19 protein-coding genes and 3 tRNA genes are annotated in these 18564 nt (G+C 57.2%); 13 read left to right on the top strand and 9 right to left on the bottom strand.

Translation table 11 applies throughout. The features are described from left to right. Positions 1-10: 10 nt before the first annotated feature. The 9 genes from AAA138_RS07455 to rpmH form a co-directional block, all read right to left on the bottom strand. Complete coding sequence (locus tag AAA138_RS07455) at positions 11-265, bottom strand: hypothetical protein (RefSeq protein WP_349090255.1); 255 nt, start codon at positions 263-265, stop codon at positions 11-13. After that, the gene (locus AAA138_RS07450) at positions 255-1160 is read right to left on the bottom strand and encodes a ParB/RepB/Spo0J family partition protein (protein WP_346979429.1); all 906 of its coding nucleotides are present in this window, start codon (positions 1158-1160) and stop codon (positions 255-257) included. Before AAA138_RS07450 ends, AAA138_RS07455 begins: the two co-directional genes overlap by 11 nt. Continuing rightward, positions 1153-1953, bottom strand: coding sequence for a ParA family protein (locus AAA138_RS07445; RefSeq protein ID WP_349090253.1), 801 nt, complete (start codon positions 1951-1953; stop codon positions 1153-1155). Before AAA138_RS07445 ends, AAA138_RS07450 begins: the two co-directional genes overlap by 8 nt. A gap of 133 nt (positions 1954-2086) precedes the next feature. Continuing rightward, positions 2087-2824, bottom strand: coding sequence for a 16S rRNA (guanine(527)-N(7))-methyltransferase RsmG (gene rsmG / locus AAA138_RS07440; RefSeq protein WP_349090251.1), 738 nt, complete (start codon positions 2822-2824; stop codon positions 2087-2089). A 96-nt stretch (positions 2825-2920) separates the two neighbouring features. Continuing rightward, entirely contained in the window at positions 2921-3490 is a 570-nt protein-coding gene (locus tag AAA138_RS07435; protein ID WP_349090249.1) for a R3H domain-containing nucleic acid-binding protein, read from the bottom strand. 45 nt (positions 3491-3535) lie between these two features. After that, positions 3536-4306 carry a YidC/Oxa1 family membrane protein insertase gene (locus tag AAA138_RS07430; RefSeq protein WP_349090247.1) on the bottom strand — a complete coding sequence of 257 codons (771 nt, stop codon included), beginning with the start codon at positions 4304-4306 and terminating at the stop codon, positions 3536-3538. A gap of 29 nt (positions 4307-4335) precedes the next feature. Continuing rightward, positions 4336-4560, bottom strand: a complete 225-nt coding sequence (yidD, locus tag AAA138_RS07425; protein WP_349090245.1) for a membrane protein insertion efficiency factor YidD — start codon at positions 4558-4560, stop codon at positions 4336-4338. Beyond that, positions 4557-4895, bottom strand: a complete 339-nt coding sequence (rnpA, locus tag AAA138_RS07420) for a ribonuclease P protein component (protein WP_006236191.1) — start codon at positions 4893-4895, stop codon at positions 4557-4559. Before rnpA ends, yidD begins: the two co-directional genes overlap by 4 nt. Before the next feature lie 20 nt (positions 4896-4915). Continuing rightward, positions 4916-5050: a 50S ribosomal protein L34 gene (gene rpmH, locus AAA138_RS07415; protein ID WP_019127408.1), complete on the bottom strand. Its 135-nt coding sequence runs from the start codon at positions 5048-5050 to the stop codon at positions 4916-4918. A 366-nt stretch (positions 5051-5416) separates the two neighbouring features. Between rpmH and AAA138_RS07410 the strand changes: the two genes are divergently transcribed. The 13 genes from AAA138_RS07410 (at position 5417) to AAA138_RS07350 (ending at position 18538) form a co-directional block, all read left to right on the top strand. Beyond that, on the top strand, positions 5417-6748 hold the full coding sequence (locus AAA138_RS07410) for an ATP-binding protein (protein ID WP_349090243.1): 1332 nt from the start codon (positions 5417-5419) through the stop codon (positions 6746-6748). 15 nt (positions 6749-6763) lie between these two features. Then, positions 6764-8488, top strand: coding sequence for a DnaA/Hda family protein (locus AAA138_RS07405; protein ID WP_349090241.1), 1725 nt, complete (start codon positions 6764-6766; stop codon positions 8486-8488). A 238-nt stretch (positions 8489-8726) separates the two neighbouring features. Then, positions 8727-9830, top strand: coding sequence for a DNA polymerase III subunit beta (gene dnaN, locus AAA138_RS07400; protein WP_117647803.1), 1104 nt, complete (start codon positions 8727-8729; stop codon positions 9828-9830). A gap of 8 nt (positions 9831-9838) precedes the next feature. Then, positions 9839-10945, top strand: a complete 1107-nt coding sequence (gene recF, locus AAA138_RS07395) for a DNA replication and repair protein RecF (RefSeq protein ID WP_349090238.1) — start codon at positions 9839-9841, stop codon at positions 10943-10945. After that, a complete protein-coding gene (locus AAA138_RS07390) occupies positions 10932-11495 on the top strand; it encodes a DciA family protein (RefSeq protein ID WP_349090236.1) in 564 nt (187 codons plus the stop codon). Before recF ends, AAA138_RS07390 begins: the two co-directional genes overlap by 14 nt. A gap of 105 nt (positions 11496-11600) precedes the next feature. Continuing rightward, positions 11601-13631 (top strand): DNA topoisomerase (ATP-hydrolyzing) subunit B, encoded by a 2031-nt coding sequence (gyrB, locus tag AAA138_RS07385; protein WP_349090234.1) that lies wholly within the window; start codon positions 11601-11603, stop codon positions 13629-13631. A gap of 41 nt (positions 13632-13672) precedes the next feature. Then, entirely contained in the window at positions 13673-16384 is a 2712-nt protein-coding gene (gyrA, locus tag AAA138_RS07380; RefSeq protein ID WP_349090274.1) for a DNA gyrase subunit A, read from the top strand. Positions 16385-16685: 301 nt separating this feature from the next. Further along, positions 16686-16762 (top strand) — tRNA-Ile (locus AAA138_RS07375). Positions 16763-16829: 67 nt separating this feature from the next. After that, a tRNA-Ala gene (locus AAA138_RS07370) sits at positions 16830-16905 on the top strand. Positions 16906-16909: 4 nt separating this feature from the next. Beyond that, positions 16910-16986: transfer RNA gene (locus AAA138_RS07365), tRNA-Ile, on the top strand. Between the two features lie 184 nt (positions 16987-17170). Then, positions 17171-17671 (top strand): bifunctional nuclease family protein, encoded by a 501-nt coding sequence (locus AAA138_RS07360; protein ID WP_349090232.1) that lies wholly within the window; start codon positions 17171-17173, stop codon positions 17669-17671. A 30-nt stretch (positions 17672-17701) separates the two neighbouring features. Beyond that, positions 17702-18058, top strand: a complete 357-nt coding sequence (locus tag AAA138_RS07355) for a hypothetical protein (protein WP_196026174.1) — start codon at positions 17702-17704, stop codon at positions 18056-18058. Between the two features lie 30 nt (positions 18059-18088). Next, on the top strand, positions 18089-18538 hold the full coding sequence (locus tag AAA138_RS07350; protein WP_349090229.1) for a hypothetical protein: 450 nt from the start codon (positions 18089-18091) through the stop codon (positions 18536-18538). Positions 18539-18564 lie beyond the last annotated feature (26 nt).

The following is an 18564-nucleotide window of genomic DNA, read 5'->3' as shown; positions in this document are numbered from 1 at the left end:
TGTTAGGTACCTAAAAACCAACATTTTCCCACTGATGGTTAACCCAGTCTTGGTTAATCTTGGGATTCTTAGTCACCTGAGCGGTACGCATAGCGACATCTTCGGTCATCACATCCATTTTCTTCTTGGATGTATCGACGATATCCTGTGCTCCACGCAACAGTCGACCTCTCAGTTCATCATCTGTCGCAAGCTTATAACCAGCAAAAGCGCCAGCAACGACGGTGGTTGCCAACGCAACGATCGAGAGAACCTTATTCTTCATCCTGATCCTCCTGCCCGAATTGAATCATTTCGCCAAGGATACGGGAGAGCTCCTCTTCGTCTTTGAACTCGATTTCAATCTTGTTCTTGCCACGCGAGCTCTTCACGCGCACATTCGTGTTAAATACTTGACGAAGGACTCGAGCGGCCTTTTTGAATGACTGAGGTGTTGCTGGCCTCGGCGTCTTAGGTGTTTCTCCGGCAGAAAACAACGGAGCAAGATTTTCTGTCGCTCTGACGGAAAGGCCTTCTGCAACAACCTTCTCAGCAAGTCGAATCCTGGCATCTTCATATGGAACTGCAAGAATCGCTCTCGCATGACCGGCTGTAAGCTTGCCTTCGAAAATCATCTGCTGTACGACTTCGGGAAGATCTAGCAAACGAAGTGAATTTGTAATTGCAGAACGAGACTTACTGACAGCCTTTGATAACGCCTCCTGCGTCATGCCGCTTGCATCAATCAACTGACGATAACCCTTTGCCTCTTCGACAGGGTTCAAATCAGAACGTTGAAGATTCTCGATAAGTGCAAGAGCGAGCATTTCCTCATCATTAACTTCCTTAATGATGACTGGCAGTTCCTCAAGACCAGCAAGTTTTGAAGCCTGGTAACGACGCTCACCGGCAATAATCTCATAGCCGTTTCCATGCTTGCGAACCAACAGTGGCTGCAAAACGCCATGTTCTTGGATTGACTCGCTCAACTCGCGAAGTTCAGTTTCGTTAAAGTGAATTCGCGGTTGATTAGGGTTGGGAACGATGTCCTCAATAGGTAATTTCGTTTCAGATGCGGCATTTGAAGCCGATGCAGCCGAACCACCGGTCTCATACTCGGCCTCTGAGACCAAAGCATTGAGTCCACGCCCCAATCCGCCACGTTTCTTTGCACTAGGCACGCTTGATCACCTCTTTTGCAAGGTTCATATACGCTTTTGCACCCTTATTTTGAGGTGCATAGGTAATTACCGGTTCTCCAAAAGACGGAGCCTCAGAGATTTTTACGGTACGGGGAATTAAGGTCTTAAAAGCCTTATCGCCAAAGTACGCCTGAACTTCCTCAACTACCTGATTTGAAAGGGAGGTACGCGAGTCATACATGGTCATAAGCACGCCATACGTGTCCAAACCCTTGTTCAGACGTGATTTGACCATCTTCATTGACTCAAGCAGCTTCGTAACGCCCTCGAGTGCGTAATACTCGCACTGAATCGGAATCAGAACACTGTCTGCTGCGGTCAAAGCATTGATTGTAAGCAGGCCGAGCGAAGGAGGGCAGTCAATGAAAATGAAGTCGAACTCATCCTGAATCGGCTCAAGCAGATCTTTTAAGCGAGTTTCGCGAGCAATTGCGCTCACCAGCTCAATCTCCGCACCTGCTAATTGAATTGTTGCCGGAATAACGAAGACTTTTTTGCAGTTCGTGTCCAAAACAAGTGATTCTGCCGGTACATCATTCAACAACGCATCATAGATGCAGTGATCAAGGTCCTCTTTTTCAATTCCAAAACCGCTCGTGCTATTTCCCTGCGGGTCAAAATCGACAATGAGCGTTTTACGACCCTGCTCACCCAATGCTGCCGCAAGGTTTACGGCTGTCGTCGATTTACCTACGCCGCCTTTTTGATTGATGATTGCAATAATACGCGTGTCTTTTGCGCTCTTAGAACGCTTAACGTCGCGAAATCCCACGGTCCCTCCTGGTGTGTTTTAAGCTGTTAAACGGAGGATGTTTCACGTGAAACATTCCGATTCATTATCAACATCAATGTTTCACGTGAAACATTACGAGTCGATACTATCCATTATGTTTCACGTGAAACATCTAGGCAAGCGGATTCTTCTTTGCCATGCCATTTGCACGAGGCAATGAAACGGATGCGGTATGGCTCTTCTTAAGAACAATGAACTCCCTGTGGCCCAAGCCCTCAGGCAACTCGATTGCGTCGTTTAGAAGCAAAGTGAAGCCACAAATCTTAGCTGCTGACATGCCGGAAGCAAGCTCGTCATTCGATGGATTGCCCTTGGTGATAACAAATAGCCCGCCATCCTTGAGATACGGAGCCGCATACTCAACAAGAATCGGTAGAGGGGCCAATGCGCGGGCGGTTACAACAGAGAACTGCTTCTTATGGCTTCGAGCATACTCTTCAAGGCGATCATGAACGGCATGAGCATGCTTAAGACCGAGCTCCTTTACAAAGGAGTTAACAGCATCAACTTTTTTGCCAACGGAATCGATATAGGTAGCCTTTCGTCCACTTGCAATCGTCAACGGAATGCCAGGGAAGCCTGCACCTGTTCCCATGTCGAGCAAAGCTCCCTCAGGAGCCTTATTGATATAAGGGAGCAAAACAAGTGAGTCGAGGATATGAAGTACCGCAGCATCTTCTACGTTAAGAATACGGGTGAGATTGGTTGTCTTATTTGTTTCCAGAACCAAATCCAAATGCTGAATACATTTCCTCAGCTCAGTATCAGTTACGCTCAAGGAATACTCTTTGCAATAGGAAGTTAGACGACTCAGCATCTCGTCAGCCTGCTGATCAGTAAGTACAAACAACAGAAGCTCCTTTCTGACAAAAATCAGTGTATCGAGAACTTTTGACAAAAAAAGGGGACGTGGAAACCACGTCCCCTTAGCATAAGCTCGAGTAGATTATCGAGCAACAATCACCACATGGCGATCAGGGTCAGAACCCTCAGAATGGGTATCGACGGCATCATTGCCACGAAGTGCAATATGAACCAGTCGGCGCTCATAGGCATTCATGGGCGGAAGCGAAACACTCTTATGAGTAAGGATGGCACGCTCGGCGGCTGACTGAGCCATGGCGGCAACCTTGTCCTGACGACGGCTCTTGTAGCCCTCAACGTCAACCACAACCGGATACCTAAAGCCAAGCTTGCGGCTCACCAGCAAAGAGAACATAACCTGAAGGGCATCAAGGGTGCGACCATGACGGCCAATGAGAACAGCAAGATCAGGAGCCGTAACATCCAAAATCAGCTCGCCCTCGTCGCCCTCGTACTCATCGATAGGAGAGTTGGCGGCATCGAAGTGCGAAAGGATGGAACGCAGAATGGAAATCGCAACATCGGCAATGGTGTCGAGCTCCTCATCGGTCAGCTCTTCACCGGCCTTGTAGCGCTGTGCAATCTCGGGATAATCGCCCGCAATCTGCGGGGCAACCTCCTCAAGCATATCCTCGATGATCTCTTCAGACATAACGTACTCCAAAAGTTAGGTACCTAAATAAGATTGATATCCCGACTACTTCTTCTTGTGCGGACGCGGCTTCTTCTCGCGACGGGTAACCTCGACCTGCAGCGGAGCGTTCTTGAGGCGCTCCTCCTCATCGGCCTTGGCCTTGTCGATAACCTTCTGAGTCACGAAGATCTGCTGGATAACCTGCCAAGCAGAAGACACATCGTAGTACAGCAGAACGCCGACGGGCAGGCTCCAACCCATCCAAAGCATCATGACGGTCATGACGACGGCCATCATGCGCATGCTCTGGGCCTGCTGACCAGTCTGATTGCGAGACATATACAGCTGCGGAATCAGGGTCAAGACGGCGAACAGGATCAGGCAAACCAGCGCAGGCAGCGCAACCATAAAGCCGTCGGCAAAGGAAGCGCTCGGCGTGGTGGTAAGGTCAGGCAGGATGTTGAAGAACGAGAACGTGCCGTCGTTAAAGTAGTTCGGCAGGTTACGCAGCAGCGTAAACAGGGCGAACAGGACAGGCATCTGGATCAACAGCGGCAGACAACCAGCCATGGGGTTGAACTTGTTCTCGCTGTAGAACTTCTGCATCTCCTCGGCCTGACGCTGGGGATCGTCGGCGTAACGCTCCTGGATCTCGAGCATCTTAGGCTGCAGCACCTGCATGCGAGCCGTCGACTTGGTCGACTTGAGCATAAGCGGCGTCAGCAGCAGACGGATGATGACCACCAGGATGATGATGGACAGGCCCCAGTCGACCGCAAAGGTCTGGATGAGCTTGAGCAGCTCAAAAAGGATGTTAACGATCCAATCCCACATGTAAGTTTTCCTCCGATAGCGAGTGCCCGCTAAGGCACAGGGTCATAACCGCCGACGTGCAGGGGATTGCAGCGAGCGATGCGCCTCACGGCAAGCCAGCAGCCTCTCAAAACACCGTACTTCTCAATCGCCTGGATAGCGTATTGCGAGCAGGTTGGGTAATAAATGCAGGCGTCAGGCAATAAGGGCGAAATAACCTGTTGATATATGCGAATAGGAGCGATGGCAACACGTCGCAAAACGTAATTGCTCATCGCTCCTCCCCGGCAACGCCGGCGCGTTTCATAAGCGAACGCAATGCCTTGTCCATCTCCTGCGGCGAGGAAACCCTCGTCTTGGGAGTCGCGAACAAGATGATGTCATAACCCGCAACGGGAAATCCACAGCTGCGGGCGGCCTCGCGCATCACACGCTTAGATCGGTTGCGCACAACAGCACAACCGAGTCGTTTAGCACCAACGAAGGCGACCCTTCCGGAGTCGCCTTCGCCAACCGATTCACATATGGTCATTCGAATCAGAGGGTGATTGAAACGACGCCCCTGACTGAACACATGCTCGAAATCTTGCCGAGACTTAATAGTCTTCATGCGAGATGTGTGTATCGCTGCTAGACAGTGAGACGCTTGCGGCCCTTGGCGCGACGACGGGCGAGCACGGCACGACCACCCTTAGTGGCCATACGGGCACGGAAGCCATGGGTCTTGGCACGCTTACGCTTATTAGGCTGATACGTACGCTTCATCTTAAGTTCCTCCTGCTGCATTTCGAGTGTCCGCGGGGGCGCGGACGCAGATATAGACACGTGAGCTTGAAGATTGTAGGGAAATCAATGTTCAAATGTCAAGAAATCAAAGGTAAAAGGTTGCAAAGAGTACACGGTTCCCCCATAAGCAGAACCGGTATTTGAGGCAGCAGGCAACTTTTCACGATATTTCATCGAGTTTTCAACAGGTCGTGTTGGAAATGTTGAGAACTTTTCGTCCGTTTTCCAAAGTTTTCAACAGGTTTTGAAAACTTGTCGAAAGATGAGAAACATTGCGCGGTGAGCTACTATTTGTTCAAAACCTTTTGAAAGATTGCGAGCGGCATGTCTGACGACTTCTACACCATGGTCGATTCCGGTGATCCGGCACCCGACAACGAGCACATCACCGGCGTGCGCGAGGAACGCAACGAGGGTGGACAGGTCACCGCACAAGCACCAAAAGCCATGTATGCAGCGCGCATCGCGGTCTACGATGACATGCTGTCGACACCGCGTGTCATCGTCATCGAACCGCAAGACGTCCGAACCTATTTGGAAGAGACAACCAACACCGTCTACCAGTGCATGAAAGAGCAGGGAGGACGCATCTCGCTGATGGTTATCCGCGAGATTGTCGAAAACTTTATCCACGCGCATTTTGCAGAGCCCATCATCTCGATTCTCGACGGTGGCGATACCATCCGCTTTGCCGATCAGGGTCCGGGCATCGACGACAAAGAGCGTGCCTTCGATTTTGGCGTAACCAGCGCAAACAGCAAGATGAAACGGTATATCCGCGGCACCGGAGCCGGTTTTCCCATGGTACAGGAGTACTTGGAAAACGCCGGAGGCGCCGTCTCCATCGAGGACAACATGGGCAACGGCACCGTCGTGACGGTAAGTCTGAACCCCAAGCGCGTGCAGGAAATCGAGCGTGCTGGAGGACGCGGGGCAGCCGTGCGACCCGAAACGGAGCAGCGGGCATATCCCATGCCGGGCGCCTTCGCGCAGCAACCCGCAGCGATGCAACAGGTGCAACAGCAAATGCCTCCCATGCAGCAGCCTAGTATGGCCCCCATGCAAGAGCCCCAGGCACCCTCGGGCGCGATTCCCCAGAACATACACGATGCAATACCAGCGATGGGCCCGGATGTGGGAACCTTGCAGCAGATGGCGGGTGCATCGGCTGCACAGCAGATGTCCTATCAACCGAACCCGCAAGGGTATCCGGCTCAATACGCGCCGCAAACGGGATATACGCAGGCATACCCCCAGCAATACCCGCTGGGATACCAACAGCCGTACCAACAGATGCCCCAGGCGCAGTACAACCCATGGGCCCAGCAGATGCCCCCGCAGCCTTACCAACAGTGGCCTCAAAGTTTTCAACAGCAGCCGCTGCCCATGCAGAGTTCTCAACAACCAGCAGCTCAAATGATGTATCCTAATGCGGCGAATCAATATGCACAGCCGCAGCAAAACGTATTTGTGAGCGAACGCGGCGAAGCGGCACTGGGCTATCTGGCTCAAAACCAGGAGTGTGGCGCAACCGACCTGGCACGAGCGTTTGGAAACTCAGCGCCCACGTGGTCGCGAACGCTCAACGACTTGGCACAAGCCGGCTTGGTAATCAAACATGGCCAGAAATATCATCTGACCGAGATAGGCAGCGCTCGCGTGCGAGCCCAAAGTTAAGGAACGGGAGAAACAGTGGACGAGGAAGCAAGCATCATCCTGGGGGATGCCATCGCCTTTTGTCAGCGCGACGGCCAAGATGCACGCCTCATCAATATGCTGGGACAATCGCGCGCCGTGAGCTTAACCGAGGACACCTTGACGATTGAGGCCCCTTCACGCTTTGCCATCGCTCAGCTCAAAAAGCATCAACCGACCATCGAGGCGTACCTAGAAGAGATAGCCTTTGCGCCGATCGCGCTCAATATCGTGGCACCGCAAGGTGCCTCGGCAAATACGGCCCCGGTCACTCACCCGGTAGCGACCGACACCGCAGCGGCAACGCCGGCGCCCGAACCTCGACGCGACGATGTTTCCCGTGAAACCATGGCACCGCAGGCGGCCGCTTCGGTCGCACCGACGGTAGAGCCAGCCCCCTCGCCCATCCCAACCGCCACGCATATGCCCGTCGCACAAGAGACGACACCCGGCGAGGAATCGGGCATTGCAATCAAAAACACGTTGTCTGCCGACGATTTCCGCCGCATGATGACCCAAATGAATGGCAGGCCACCGGCGAAAAGCGCGAGTTCGCCCGCAGCGCCGGCAGCGCCTTCGGCGGCGACCCCGGCGGCAGTCGAGAAAAACGCGGACGGGGCACCCCTCGCAGCGAATTCGAAATTCACGTTTGAAAACTTCGTCTTCGGACCGGAGAACAGCCTTGCCTACCGATCGGCGCTCAAATTCGCCATGCTTGCAGACACGCCCGGTACCTGCACGTCGCTGTTCATCTACGGCAAATCGGGCCTGGGCAAGACGCACCTGCTGCTCGCCATCAAAAATGAGCTGGCAGAGAAATCGCCCGAGATCAAGGTGAAGTACGCCAACTCGCAGGCATATCTGGACGACTTGATGACGGAATTCGACCGCCAAAAGAAGAGCAACGCCCCCATTATGCAGGCGTACCACGGCGTCGACGTGCTTATCATCGATGACATCCAGAACATCATCGGCAAGCGCGCGAGCGTGGATTACTTCTTCCAGTTGATGGACGAATTTATCCGCAACAACAAGAAGGTCGTGATCGCCGCCGACCGCGCTCCCAAGGACCTTAATATGGACGAGCGCCTGACCAGTCGCTTTAATGCCGGCTTGCTGTGTCTGGTGGCGGAGCCCAGCTACGAGATGAAGTACAAGATTTTGCAGCGTTATTACGAGAACACGATCGCCGCCGCGCCCGAGGCGGGCAACGACTCGCTGCTGGCGGCCTACGGGGGCGACGGCGGACATCTGACCGACGCGCACTTTAAACACATGGCCGAGGTCTCGGGCACCAACATTCGCGAGCTCGAGAGCTTTTGCGAGCGTTGTGCCGGCGAAGCGGGCGATCGCGAGCGCGAGGGCGGGGAGCTCACCTTTGACGACATCGACGCCATCGCCAACCAGTACTTCGACACATCGGCCAAGAAGATCAATGTGCAGACGGTCCAGTCCGTCATCGAGGAGCAATACGGTGTGACGCACGAGGAACTCATCGGGCCTCGCCGCAACGCCAATATCGCCAAGGCGCGCCATATCGCTATCTATCTGGCGATCGAGATGTGCGAGATGACGACGACGGCCGTGGGCGCCGAGTTTGGCAACCGCAACCACTCGACCGTCAGCACGAGCTATAAAAAGGTTCAGAAGATGATTCAGGAAGACCGGACCGTTACCGAAGACCTCAAGTCGCTGCGCGATAAAATTACACTGCGCTCGTAGGTAAATGGACACACCTGTTGAAAACTTGTCGAAACGGCGGTTATAAGGTGTCAAAAACTCGAGCCGCGGTGATGAAAAGTTTTGCGCAGGTTTTGAACGTGGAAAACATGCCCGGTTGCACACAGGTTCCTGTCGATTCTCTTTTTAGGGCTGACCTGCACTTTTAGGAGTAATCAACAGTTTCGTCAGTACTATTACTATTATTAAGATATTTATATCTATAGAAAGGTATTAAAAGATGAAGTTCACCGTCAGCCAGAGCTCGCTTACGCAAGCCATCGGCGTCGTTATGAAAGGCGTCGCTTCGGCATCCACCCTTCCCATTCTGTCGGGCGTGCTCGTTAAGGCACAAGACGGCATCTTGGAATTCCAGACCTCCAACTACACCATCTCGATTCGTCACCGCATTGCGGCTCATGTCGAAGAGGAGGGCGAGATGGTGATTCCCTGCAAGATGCTCTCCAACATCACCAAGACCCTTCCCGATGCCCCGGTCACCTTTGAGCTATCCGAGCGTCAGGTTTTGATTGGCTGCGAGAAGAGCTCTTTCCGCCTCAACACGCTCGATGCCAACGACTTTCCCGAGTTCCCGGCATACGCCATCGAGAGCGCCGTCGAGCTGCCGACCGATATCCTGTCCGAAATGGTAAGTCGCGTATGGCGCGTCACTTCGACTGACAAGGCCCGCCCCATCCTGGGCGGCGTGCATATGAAGGTCGAGAACAACACCGTGCGCCTGGTCGCGACCGACTCCTTCCGACTGGCTGTGTGCGATACGCAGGTCGAGACCTCGACCCTCGAAGGTTCCTTTGAGCTCAACGTGCCTGCCGACGCCTTCAACGACGCGCTGAGCATCATGGCGAGCCAGGCTACCATCATGATCGGCGCAACCGACACCCAGGTTGTCTTTGAGGCCGGCAACACCACCTACGTGTCGCGCCGCATCGAGGGCGTATATCCCAATTACAAGCAGCTCATCCCCGATTCGTGCGTGACGAGCGTCAAAATCGACGTAGCCGCCTTTAACGCTGCCCTTAAACGTGTGGCCGTTATCGCGAGCGCCAACCCCGCTGTCAAGTTTGAGATTGACGTCGAGAACGGCCAGATGGGCCTGTCCTCCATTTCCAACGACCAGGATCTGGCGCAGGAGACGATCGATGTCGAGGCCGAGGGCGAGTCGGGCACCATCGCCTTCAACTACCACTACATCTTTGGCTGCCTCAATGCCCTGTCCAAGGAGAAGGAGATCACGCTGGAGCTCAAGAGCTATTCGCAGGCTGGCATCTTCAAGTCCTACGACAAGATCAACTACCTGTACCTGGTCATGCCGGTACGCATCTAGCGCTGCCCATGACCATGTTCGCACGCGATCTTTCCGTTGCACGCTATCGCAGCTTCGACAGCTACCGCCTTGCTCTGAGCGACGGTGTGACAGTGCTCGCAGGTCCCAACGCGGCGGGAAAGACCAACCTCATAGAGGCGCTGCAGCTGCTGACGAGCGGCACCTCGTTTAGGCACCCGACCGCAGCCGAGCTCGTGCACGACGGCGTGGGCTCATGCAAGGTCGAGCTGAGGCTCGAAGGCGATGGACGCGTGCTGGACATGGGGCTGAGCGTGGAAGACGGCAAGCGTTCGTTTAGCCGCAACGGCAAGCGCTGCGCTGCGTCCGGCGTGCGCGGGGTGCTGCCGAGCGTGCTGTTTTGCCCGGACCACCTGGATATGGTCAAGCGGGGTGCCAGCGTGCGCCGCACCGCACTTGATGACTTTGGCGTTCAGCTGAGTGCGCGCTATGCCGATCTGGCTAGTGCCTACGGGCGCTGCGTGACCCAGCGCAATGCCCTGCTCAAGGAGACCTGGTGCTGCCGCGAGATGCTCGGCGCCTGGAACGAATCGCTCGCCCGCGCCGGTTCGGCCCTACTCGTGCATCGTCTAGCCCTGCTCGACCGGTTATCGGGCCATGTGCGCGACGCTTATGGCCGCGTGGCATCCGGCGAGCCCGCCGGTGTGTCCTATGTGTCCACGCTTGGCGACCTGCCTCGCACCGAGGATCGCGACGAGCTCAGGGGCTGGGCGTATGGGCACATGCTCTCGGCGCTCGATGAGCGCGCCGACGAGGAGATCCGCCGCGGCGTGACGCTCGTGGGTCCGCATCGCGACGAGATTGAGTTTTCCGTCGCGGGCCGATCGGCCCGTTCATTTGCCAGCCAGGGCCAGCAGCGAACGCTGGTGCTTGCCTGGAAGGTGGCGGAAGTGGCCGTGGCGCGCGATATCCTGGGCACCGCGCCGCTGCTGCTTTTGGACGACGTGATGAGCGAGCTCGATGCCGGGCGCCGAGGCGCTTTTCTGCAGCTGATCGGTGATGATATCCAGACAGTCATAACCACCACCAATCTGGGGTATTTTACCGATGACCTGCTTGATCGAGCCAAGGTGGTGAGCATGGGTGAGACGTGCTAATTACGAGCGCGAGAACGGGACGGTTGCCTTCGGCGGCTTTTTGGATGCCGAGCGTCAGCGCATCCTGGCGGCCGCGACACCTGAGCGCCGCGCGCAGATGGAGGCTGCAGAGGAGTCTCGTGCGGTCTATCACGCCTGGAATGCAGTGTGCTCGGGCACGCGCGAGGGACGCCATGTGACGGGCCTGCGCTACCTGCCCGAGTCCAACGAACTGCTGGTGTACCTCGATTCGCCCTCATGGACGCAGGAGATGACGCTTTTGCGCGAGATTATCCGCGCGCGCATGGAGCGCGCCGGCGCGCACGTCGATGGACTGGTGTTCAAGACGACCGCCCCCGGCCACACACCGCCCGCTGCAAAAGAGCGCCTGCGTCCGGCCGTGGCCGAGCGTCCGCCGGCTCCGCATGCCGACCTAAGCGATGCCGAGCGTGCCGAGGTCGAGCACCAAGTGGCACCCATCGAGGACCAAAAACTGCGCGAGGCCCTCGAGAACGCCATGAGAGCCAGTGCCGAGTGGACCAAGGGCGTGCAGAGCAAAAAAGAGCCTTAAATCGCATCTGGTGGCCTTGTAGAGCCAAATACCCTCGTTCCCGAGGGTATTTTTTTACGATAAACTAGTAAGGCTATACACATTTTCTTAACTGAAGGAGGACGTGTGGCAAACGAAAACGATTACGATGGCGGCGAGATTAAGATTCTCGAAGGTCTCGAGGCCGTTCGTAAGCGCCCGGGCATGTACATTGGCTCGACGAGCGCCAGCGGTCTTCATCACCTGGTGTGGGAGATCGTTGACAACTCCGTTGACGAGGCCATGGCCGGTTTCTGCACCGAGATTCAGGTGACGGTCCACGCCGACAACTCCATCACGGTCGTCGATAACGGGCGCGGCATCCCCGTCGACGAGCATCCTATCAAAAAGATCCCGACGCTCGAGGTCGTCATGACGATCCTGCACGCCGGCGGAAAGTTCGATAACTCGGCCTACAAGGTCTCGGGCGGCCTGCACGGCGTGGGCATCTCCGTCGTCAACGCGCTGTCCAAGCGTGTGGTCGTACAGGTATGCCGCGATGGCAACATCTACGAGATGGAGTTTTCGCGCGGCAAGACCGTCAAGAAGATGGAGGTCGTGGGCACTTCGGAGGCGACGGGCACCACTGTCACCTTCTGGCCCGACGACGAGATCTTCGAGACCTGCATCTACGATTTCGACACGCTGCACAACCGCCTGCAGGAGACGGCATTCCTCAACAAGAACCTCAAGATCGTGCTGACCGACGAGCGCGAGGCGACTCCCCATGTGGAGGAGTTTTGCTACGCCGGCGGCATCATCGACTTCGTCAAGTTCCTCAACGAGGGCAAGGATGTCCCCGAGGCCTTTAAGGAGCCCATCTATATTGAGGGCAAATCGGATCAGGATGCGCCCGTGACCAAGATGGGCGAGGTCGAGGTGTCCTTGCAGTGGAATAGCGGCTACGGCGAGAACGTCATGTCGTTTGCCAACGACATCTACACCCCCGAGGGCGGCATGCACCTCGAGGGCTTCCGTACCGCACTCACCCGCGTGATTAACGATTACGCTCGCAAACAGAACCTGCTCAAGGAAAAAGACGCCAACCTGACCGGCGACGATGTGCGCGAGGGCCTGTCGGCCGTTATCTCGGTCAAACTGCCCGATCCGCAGTTTGAGGGCCAGACCAAGGCCAAGCTCGGCAGCTCCTATATGCGCGCGCTGACGCTCAAGATTGTGACCGACGGCCTTGCCGATTACCTCGAGGAGCATCCTAAGCCCGCTCGTGAGATCGTCAAGAAGGCCCAACAGGCCTGCAAGGCGCGCAACGCCGCCCGCAAGGCGCGCGAGGCGACCCGCCGCAAGAGCCTGCTTGAGACGGCGTCGCTGCCCGGCAAGCTCGCCGACTGCTCGGTGCGCGACGCCGAGTTGACTGAGCTCTTTATCGTAGAGGGCGACTCGGCAGGCGGCTCGGCCAAGGACGGCCGTCGCCGAGACATCCAGGCGATCCTACCCCTGCGCGGCAAGATTCTGAACGTCGAGCGCGTGGGCGATCATCGTGCGTTCTCGAGCGACACCATCCAGTCGCTCATCACCGCGATCGGCTGCGGCGTCACGACGAGCGCCGGCGACGGCGGCGACTTCGACATCACCAAGGCGCGCTACCACAAGATCATCATCATGACCGATGCAGACGTCGACGGTGCGCATATCCGCATCCTGCTGCTGACGTTCTTCTACAAGTACATGCGCCCGTTGATTGATGCCGGCTACGTGTACGTCGCTTGCCCGCCCATCTTTGGCATCAAGGTGCGCAACAAGATTCACTACGTGTATCCCAACGGCCGCCAGCCCGAAGACGAGATCCTGCGCGACACCATCCAGAGCCTGGGACTGAACCCCGACGACAACGACGAGGACGGCAAGGCCAAGGATGGCAAGATCACCAAGAAGCGCAAGGGTTACACCGTCCAGCGCTACAAGGGTCTGGGCGAGATGGACCCCAAGCAGCTTGCCTCGACGACGATGGATCCCAAGACCCGCATTCTGCAGCGCGTGTCGATCGAGGACGCCGTGGTGGCGGACCGCGCCGTGCGCGAACTGATGGGTTCCGAGGTCGGCTATCGCCGCGAATATATCGAGAAGCATGCGCATGACGCGCGTTTCCTTGATGCTTAAGAGGAGGTAACGTGGCAGACGATATCAACAACAACGAGGGTATGGACGAGGCCGGCGACGCCGGCATGCCCGACGATCTGAAGCGCCTGCTTGCCCGTGCTGAGCAGGGCGAGGATGGCGACCCGGACGCCTATAACCCCGATGCCGATGATGATGAGGAAGAGGATGACGACGGTGAGCTCGAGGAGAGCTTTGGCGAAGTCGACCGTGGTGCCTCGGCCGGAGAGGATATCAACGGTGGCCAGCTCCAGATTTCGGAGTTCGGCCGTGAGATGAAGCAGTCGTTCATCGAGTACTCGATGTCGGTCATCACGGCGCGCGCCCTGCCGGACGTGCGCGATGGCTTAAAGCCGGTGCACCGTCGCATCCTGTACGCAATGAACGAGAGCGGCATCTACCCCAACCGTCCGCACAAGAAGTCGGCCTGGACGGTCGGCGAAGTTATCGGTAAGTACCATCCGCACGGCGACTTCGCGGTCTATGAGGCTATGGTCCGCCTGGCACAGTGGTTCTCCATGCGCACGCCGCTCATCGACGGTCACGGCAACTTCGGCAACATCGACGGCGACGGCGCCGCCGCCATGCGTTACACCGAGAGCCGCCTGGCAAAGCCCGCCATGGAGCTCCTGCGTGACCTGCAGAAGGACACCGTCGACTGGCAGCCCAACTACGACGAATCGCTCGCCGAGCCCCAGGCGCTGCCCGCGCGTTTCCCCAACCTGCTGGTCAACGGCAGCCAGGGCATCGCCGTCGGCATGGCCACCAACATCGCCCCGCACAACCTCACCGAGGCGATCGAAGCCACGTGCTACCTGATCGACAATCCCGACGCCACCGTCGACGAGCTTATGCAGATCATGCCCGGTCCGGACTTCCCCACCGGTGCCATCATCATGGGCAGCGCCGGCATTAGGCAGAGCTACGAGACCGGCCGCGGCTCCATTACCGTGCGCGCCAAGGCCCATGTGGAGTCCACCAAGACCGGCCGTAGCCGCCTGGTCTTTACTGAGATTCCCTACATGGTCAACAAGGGCACCCTGCAGGAGAAGATTGCCCAGCTCGTCAACGACAAGCGCATCGAGGGTATCTCGGATATGCGCGATGAGTCCAACCAGAAGGGTATCCGTCTGGTCATCGAACTTAAGAAGGGCGTCATCCCGCAGGTCGTACTCAACAACCTGTACAAGTACACCTCGTTGCAGACGACCTTTGGTGCCAACAACCTGGCGCTTGTCAACGGCGTTCCAAAATGCCTGAGCCTGCGCGAGATGCTGCAGCACTACATCGACCACCAGGTCGACGTCGTCACCCGCCGCACCCGCTTTGACCTCAAGAAGGCACAGGCGCGTGCCCATATCCTCGAGGGCTACCTGATGGCTCTCGACCATATCGACGAGGTCATCAGCATCATCCGCTCCTCGCAGACCGACTCTGAGGCCAGCAGCCGCCTGATCGAGCGTTTTGGCTTTACGCCCGAGCAGACCACGGCCATCCTCGAGATGAAGCTGCGACGCCTGACCGGCCTGGAGCGTGACAAGATTCAGGAAGAGCTGGACGGCTTGCGCCGCGCCATCGCCTACTACGAGGACCTGTTGGCGCACGAGGAGAAAATCCTGGGCGTCATCAAGGAAGAGATGCGCGAGATCTCCAAGAAGTTCGGCGACAAGCGTCGCACCGAGATTAGCCACGTCGAGAAGGACCTGGACGTCGAAGATTTGATTGCCGACGAGGACATGCTCGTGACCATCACCCACACCGGCTACGTCAAGCGCATCCCGGTGGCCGCCTATCGCGCCCAGAAGCGCGGCGGCAAGGGCGTGTCGGGCGTCAATCTCAAAGAGGACGACGTTATCGACGAGATGTTTATCGCGTCCACGCACGAGTACGTGCTGTTCTTCTCGAGCAAGGGCAAGGTCTATCGCCTGAAGGTGCACGAGCTGCCGGTGGGTACGCGCCAGGCGCGCGGTACCGCGATCGTCAACCTGCTGCCTTTCGAGGAGGGCGAGAAGATCGCGAGCGTCATCAGCTGCCGCGAGTTCCCCGCCGACGAGTACCTGATGTTTGCCACCAAGAGCGGCATGGTTAAGAAGACCGTGATGAGCGCCTACGACCGTAGCCGCCGCGACGGCCTGATCGCCATCAACCTGAGGGACGACGACGCGCTGCTCGCTGTGCGTCGCGTGCGCGAGGGTGACAAGATCATCATGGCAACCACCGCGGGCAAGGCGATTATGTTCCCCGAGGACCAGGTGCGCGCCACCGGTCGCGATACCAGCGGCGTCCGTGGCATTGGCATGAAGGAAGGCGTGAGCGTTCTTGGTATGGAGATTACCAACGGTAACGGCGACCTGTTCGTCATTACCGAGCGCGGTTACGGCAAACGCACGCCGGTCTCGGATTACCCGGAGCAGAACCGCGGCGGTCAGGGTGTCTACACCATCCAGATGACCGAGCGCAAGGGCAACCTCGCCGCCATGAAGACGGTGGGCCCGCAGCATGAGCTGTTCATCGTGACGGAGGGCGCGACGGTCATTCGCGTCAAGACCGACGAGATCAGCCAAACCGGTCGCGCCACCCAGGGCGTCAAGATGATGACCGTCGACGATAACGACCGCATCTGCGCCGTAGCCCGGATGACGGCCGCCAAAGAGAAGCCCGAAGGTGAAGGCACCGAGGCCGCAGCCGACACCGAAGAGGCCCCAGTCGATCTAGGCGACGGCAACGACATGCCAGAAGATCTCCTCGACGAGTAAGAGGAACTAGCTGGTAGAAAATATCAGACCCCATATATCGGCGGTCGGCGCACCTGCGCGCCGACCGCTTTTTTGAAAACCTTGGGACTCGTGTTCGCCCCGGTCGCACGGCGGCATGTGAAGTCGATCGCGAGTTCCGCACGAGCCAGAGAGCACTTAATGTGCTCTCTGCGCGAGTCAGGACTGTCCGAGCAGGCGACTTCACATGCCGCCGTGCGACCGGGGCGAACGCCCTCCAAAGTTTTTCAAAAAAGTTGTTGACGCGCGCGTAACGACTCGTCTAATATATCCCTTGCGCGATGGACCTGTAGCTCAGTTGGTTAGAGCGTCCGGCTGATAACCGGGAGGTCACAAGTTCGAATCTTGTCAGGTCCACCACTTTCTTTCGCAATAAACACCCCAGCGAGAGCCGAGTCGCCGCTGGGGTGTTTATTACTTTCTCCGTGGGGGTTTAGCTCAGCTGGGAGAGCGCGGGCTTTGCAAGCCTGAGGTCAGGGGTTCGATCCCCCTAACCTCCACCATGATGGACCTGTAGCTCAGTTGGTTAGAGCGTCCGGCTGATAACCGGGAGGTCACAAGTTCGAATCTTGTCAGGTCCACCATCAAAACGTTAAGAGCCCTGGGGCATTGCCTCGGGGCTTTTTTCTTATCTAACAGAAGTAGTCAAAATAGCCCCGTCCCAAATTAACTACTTTGATTTTGTGTGCTGGGCGAAAGATTGGGTAGTATAGCTATTCAATGCGGCGACCCTGCCGTGTGTTAACCGCTACGTACCGGAGGTGTTCCATGGTTCGTGTCGACATAGAGACCATCGTCATGGCCGCCGGTCCCGTGCCATCGCTTATCGTGCTTCGTGAGCGCTGCGGCAAGTCGGATTCGACGGCGCCCCTGCGTTCGCTTTCCATTCAGACCGGCTCGTTTGAGGCCGCGGCCATTAGCCGTGGTATCGATAGCGGTCGCGCCGAGCGCCCGATAACGCATGACCTGCTGCTTGACACCGTCGATGCCCTGGGCGCCAAGCTCGAGCGCATCGAGATCGTTCGTGCCGAGCCGCCGGTGTTCTATGCGACGGTTGTCGTGCTGGCCGATGGCAGCGAGCATAGGATCGATGCACGTCCGAGCGACGCCATCGCCCTCGCCGTACGCAGTAATGCCCCCATGTTCGTCGAAGACGACATCATGAATCGCTTGGGTACCGTCTCACCGCACGCCGAGGAAGTCGACGACGAGCAGGAGTTCGAGAAGTTCGACGAGTTCGTCCATACGCTCTCCCCCGATGATTTCTAAATGTCTGGCACGCGAGCGGAGAGGTCGCTGATGGGTACCCGCGTATCAGCTGAAGCGGCCGCCATCGCGCGTGAAGCCCAGATGCGCTCGGAGGCATCCGAGGCGGCTCGCATCGCCTATGTGACGCAGGCCCGCACGCTTCGCGAGCGCCGCGGCTCCTATATCAAGATGGTTATCATCTCCGCCCTTGTCGCGGTAATCTGTTCTCGTCTTCGTGGTACAGTTGGTGCGCTTGGGTTTTCGATTTCAACAGGCTTGGTAATCTGGGGTGTGGTCGATGCAGTCATGCTGACCAACCAGATCAAGGTACTCGACAAGCGCGCGATGGATATGATGCGCGCCCGCGACGCTGCCGCCAAGATCGCTGCCGAGGCACAAGAACTGTAACGACGCCGGATTCGATGGGAAGGTCTAGAGATGGCACAGGATATGCAGGACGCCGGTAACGTCTCCGCCGAGCTCGACGCCATGGTGTGTGACCTGATTGGCGCGTTCTTGGACGACCTTGCCGCCGGCGAGAATCCGGGCGTAGCTGTGGCGATCGAGGACGCTGCTTCCAACCGCTATCTGGCCGCGCTCGACGAGGATGGCGAGGAGGCGTGCCTCGAGGCCGCCACCAACTTTATCTCCGAGCACAAGATGGGTCTTAAGGACGAGGGCCTGGGCCGCATCGCCCGCTATGCCATCGGCTACACCGGCTGTGTCGAGATTGACGGTGGCTATCACGACGCTCTGCTCGTGAGCTTCTTTGAGACGACGCTCGAGAGCGGCTTTTCGGCATATGTGCTGTATGAGGGCATGGGCGCCGGCGATGGTTTTATGTGGAGCGACCCTGAACCTGCAGGTGAGGAAACCCCTCTCATCTAAAATCGCTAAAATAAACGAGTTTTCGG

Source organism: Collinsella sp. CLA-JM-H32B (genome assembly GCF_040098065.1).
Taxonomy (GTDB): Bacteria; Actinomycetota; Coriobacteriia; order Coriobacteriales; family Coriobacteriaceae; genus Collinsella.
This window is presented reverse-complemented; position numbering and strand designations above follow the sequence as displayed.